The organism is Hyphomicrobium sp. (genome assembly GCF_051860585.1).
Classification (GTDB): domain Bacteria; phylum Pseudomonadota; class Alphaproteobacteria; order Rhizobiales; family Hyphomicrobiaceae; genus Hyphomicrobium_C.
In genome coordinates this window covers 1-4,432 of the sequence record NZ_JBHYDS010000019.1, presented here as the reverse complement: position 1 = coordinate 4,432, position 4,432 = coordinate 1, and the positions used below count along the sequence as shown (strand labels likewise).

Below are 4,432 nucleotides of genomic sequence, written 5' to 3'. Positions count from 1 at the left end.
ACTTTCGGGCCCACCGTGTATCCCACCCATGCTCCCACCAGTGCCTGGACGGTTCGCCTCGACGAAACGTCCCATCATCTGGCAACCGCCGGCATCGGGTTTAATTTCTAGTTTGACGCCATGGCTCGGAGTGGCGGACGTCCCCGGCCGCCCGGCGTGATCTGCCGGATCGGCCGCGCGCGCTCCAATCACATCATCCTCGACGACCGGTGGATTTCGCGGCAGGGCGCTTGCGGCGAGGCTTTGTGGGCGTGTTCTCATGCGTGAGGGGCTCAGATCGCGCCGACATGCTTTGCGCTGCACGGGACCCTGGCACGGGCCGTCCGTTTTGCGCGGCGAAATAGGCATCGCTCTTCGGGCGAGGCGTATAGTTTTTTGTTCCCTTGACGTAATCGCGCACAGCGATTGGATCGACTTTGACCCAGCGCCGATATTCGGCTTTTGAAAGCATTCCGTCCGGCACCGCCCGCTTGCCAAGCTGCGCCTCGATATAAAACTGGAACGCCGTGCCGATACCTTGGCGCCGTGCGCCTCTCGCCACTTGAAAGTTGGTGATCTGAATCGCGTGACCGAAGTCGCGAATGTCTGCCGAGCCGACTTGCTTGCCGTTCTTGAAGAACTTCGCCTTCGTGTGGCCGTGCGCGTTCGCCTCGTGCTGGAACGTCACGCCTTCGGGCGGCGCGGTTTCTGCATTGCGCCGGCCCTTCGAGCGCGGTTGCGGGACCGAAACGAACGCGCCCGGTGACGAGCCGCCTGAGCCTAGGAGGTCGCGTGACACATGGTCGGACAGGTGCTCGGATACATGGTCGGACGCAGGGAGAGGCGCCGGGCTGCCTTCCGCTGACAGCGGAAGCCTCTGAGGCCCGTCAATCAAATTCCGCTCGATGCGCGCCCCCACGAATTCGGATCGATTGCGTCCATCGCCCCCGACAGAACCGGATCAACTTTTGGAGTCGCAGCCCAAATTCGTCAAGTCGCCCGCGCGCGGATCACGGGCTTTACGGACAATCTCCCAAGGCGTTTCTTCTGGCGACGACACGGGCCCCTACTCCCCTGCCGCCGATGGCTTTCGCATCGAGGTCTTCTTCGAGGCCGAAGCAGCCAGCGTTTGAGGCCGATCCGCGCAGATATCTCTTGCCACGCGGTGGAGCGGCCGTGAAACTGCGAAGCGATGGGCGGCCGCGCTCTGCGAAGCGGGCCGCACGTCACGAGTTTGCATAAGGTTCACAAGCGCGGAACCCCTCCATGGGGCCTCAATCGGCGGACGATACGGACCACCGGGATGCCTGGCTCGAAGCGGCGGACGGACGTCCCTGGCCGCTCGGCGTCAGTTGCTCGATCGGGCGCGCGCCCTCCAATCACATCATCCTCGACGACCGGCGGATTTCGCGCCGGCATGCCGTCGTGCACCGCCAGGACCGCACGGAATACTGGCTCGTGGATCTCGGCAGCGGCAACGGCTCGTTCATCAACGGCCTGCGCATCGCCAACCCGACGCGTCTCAGCGACGGCGATTGCGTGGGCATCGGCGAATCCATCCTGACGTTCCGGCAGGCATTCGGGTCCGGCGCGCGCGCCAAGTCGTCGGCCCATTCCTCGATGACGATGATCGAAGTGAAAAACGCCCGGTGCTGGATGCTGGTCGCGGACATCGTCGGCTCGACCAAGCTCGCCACCGCCTATGAGCCGGCGCGTTGGGCGTCCCTCGTCGGGGCCTGGACCGACGGGTGCCGGCGGATCGTCGAGGGGAACGGGGGCCTGATCAACAAGTACCTCGGCGACGGCTTCCTCGCCATCTGGCCACGCGACGGCCAGCCGACGAAGCCCGTCACGGCGGCGGTCAATGCGCTGCTCGCCCAGCAGCGCGACGCACGGCTGCCGTTCCGGATCGCGATGCACTACGGCGACGTCGTGATGGGCGGGGCGCGCAGCCTCGGCGAGGACAACATCTCCGGCGCCGAGCTGGTGCTGCTCTTTCGCATGGAGAAGATCGCGGGCGCCATCAACCGGACGTTTCTGTGCAGCGAGCCGGCGGCGGGCAAGCTGCAGGCCCACATCGACCTCGAGTTCGCGGGCGAGCACGCGATCACCGGCTTCACCGACAACCTTCCGAGGCGCTTCTTCGGCATCCGGTCGAAGTAGAGAATTGGCGCGGCGGCTGGCGCACGTGGTCCTGCCGACGTGGCGGACGCGGAGGCTTGCGGGGTCCCGGCCGTTCATGCGGAGCATGGCTGCGCCATGACGCCAGGATGACGATTGGAGTGTGGAATCCGGTTACCTCCGATCGACGTCATCCCGACGCAGGTCGGGACCCACGCCAGGTTCCATTCGCTCGGCGGCGCGGTTCCCTCTCCCCGTTCTTACGTCCATGCGAAGCATGGCTTCGCCATGACGAGAGGGTTAGGGCGAGGGGCCGGTTCTGTCGTCAGCGCATTTGCTGCCCCTCACCGTCGCTCTCTGGCTGCGCCTCACCGGTCTTTTTTTGGCTGCCCCTCACCGGTCTCTTTTTGGCTGCCCCTCACCCCGACCCTCTCCCCATCGAAGGCGATGGGGAGAGGGGGAAGGGAAGTAAGCGGCTTCCTCTCTCCGTCTTTGCGTGGAGAGGAAGAAGCCACACAGCTTTCACGGCGCTTGCAGAAGGCGGAGAGAACCCCTCACTCGCCCCAGCCGCCGATGGCTTTGACTTCGAGGTATTCCTCCAGGCCGAAGCGGCCCCATTCGCGGCCGTTGCCGGATTGCTTCATGCCGCCGAACGGCGAGCGCCGGTCGTTCATGACGCCGTTGAGATTGACGTTGCCGGCGCGCAGGCGCTTTGCGACGGCGCGGGCGCGCGCGATGTCGCCGGAGGTCACGTAGCCCGCGAGGCCGTAGGGCGTGTCGTTGGCGATGCGCACGGCGTCGTCCTCGTCCTTGTAGGAGAGGATCGAGAGCACGGGGCCGAAAATCTCCTCGCGCGCGATGGTCATCTCCGGCGTGACGTTGGCGAATACGGTCGGGCGCACGAAGAAGCCCTTGTTGAGACCCTGCGGGCGGCCAGGCCCACCGGCGGCGAGCGATGCGCCCTCGGCCACGCCGCTTTCGATGAGGCGCTGGATCTTGTCCCACTGCGTGCGGTTGGCGACAGGCCCCGTGTCCGTCTCCTTGGCGCGCGGATCGCCGACGCGGAGGCTGTCGGCCACGGCGGCCGCGATGGCAGCCGCCTCGTCCATGCGCGAGGCCGGGACCAGCATGCGGGTCGGCGCGTTGCAGGACTGGCCCGAGTTGCCGAAGCAATGGCGGGCGCCGCCGCTCACGGCCTTTTCGAAGTCGGCATCCTCCAGAATAATGTTGGCGGACTTGCCGCCCAGCTCCTGCGTCACGCGCTTCACGGTGGGCGCGGCGCGGATGGCGACATCGATGCCGGCCCGCGTCGAGCCCGTGAACGACACCATGTCGAGACCAGGGTGCGCGCTGATGGCGGCGCCGACCTCCGGGCCGACGCCGTTGACGAGGTTGAAGACGCCCGGCGGCACGCCCGCCTCATGCAGGATCTCGGCGAGGATCAATGCGGATGTCGGCGTGTATTCCGACGGCTTCAGCACCATCGTGCAGCCCGCCGCCAGGGCGGGTGCCACTTTGCAGGCGACCTGATTCAGCGGCCAGTTCCACGGCGTGATCATGCCGACGGCGCCGATCGGCTCGCGCACGATCATCGCCGCGCCGAGGCGCTCCTCGAAGGGGTAGGCCTTGAGCGCTTCGAGCGTCGTCATGAAGTGGCTGAGGCCGGCGCCGGCATGGACGCGCTCGGCGAACCCCAGAGGCGCGCCCATCTCGTCGGATACGGCGACGCCGATTTCGCGCATGCGCTTGGCGTAGATTTCCATGATGCGCGTCAGGAGCGCGACGCGTTCCTCGCGGGTTGTAGCTGCGTACGCAGGCCAGGCCGCGCGCGCGGCCGCGACGGCGGCATCCACATCCTCCGCCGAGCCCACCGCCATGTCGTACAGCGTCTCTTCAGTGGCCGGATTGACGACGGGGATTGAACGGCGCCGGCTGGGCTCCACCCAAGCGCCGCCGATATAGAATTTGCTGCGATCTGCCATCTGACCGGTTCCGTTCAAAGCATCCGGCCCTCTCTTGGCATGCGGGCGCGGCCGATGGCCAGCCCACAACTTGTCCCGCGTGCCTCCGACACGACCTGTCCCGCGCGCCTTCGGCACGACTTGTCCCGCGCGCCTCCGGCACGACCTGCCCCGCGCGCCTCCGGCACGACCTCCCACGCGCGCCTTCGGCACGACCTGTCCCGCGCGCCTCCGGCACGACCTGCCCCGCGCGCCTCCGGCACGACCTGCCCCGCGCGCCTTCGGCACGACCTCCCACGCGCGCCTTCGGCACGACCTTCCACGCGCGCCTTCGGCACGACCTTCCACGCGCGCCTTCGGCACGACCTTCC

General features: G+C 67.1%; 3 protein-coding genes. 1 reads left to right on the top strand and 2 read right to left on the bottom strand.

Annotated elements, in window-relative coordinates; translation table 11 throughout:
* Positions 1 to 193: 193 nt before the first annotated feature.
* Entirely contained in the window at positions 194 to 898 is a 705-nt protein-coding gene (locus ACTIFK_RS18975; protein WP_439544581.1) for a hypothetical protein, read from the bottom strand.
* A gap of 347 nt (positions 899 to 1,245) precedes the next feature.
* On the opposite strand from ACTIFK_RS18975, the gene ACTIFK_RS18970 reads away from it, so the two are divergent.
* Entirely contained in the window at positions 1,246 to 2,142 is an 897-nt protein-coding gene (locus ACTIFK_RS18970) for an FHA domain-containing protein (RefSeq protein WP_439544580.1), read from the top strand.
* 512 nt (positions 2,143 to 2,654) lie between these two features.
* On the opposite strand, the gene ACTIFK_RS18965 is transcribed toward ACTIFK_RS18970, so the two are convergent.
* Positions 2,655 to 4,082 (bottom strand): aldehyde dehydrogenase family protein, encoded by a 1,428-nt coding sequence (locus tag ACTIFK_RS18965; RefSeq protein ID WP_439544579.1) that lies wholly within the window; start codon positions 4,080 to 4,082, stop codon positions 2,655 to 2,657.
* Between the last annotated feature and the right edge of the window lie 350 nt (positions 4,083 to 4,432).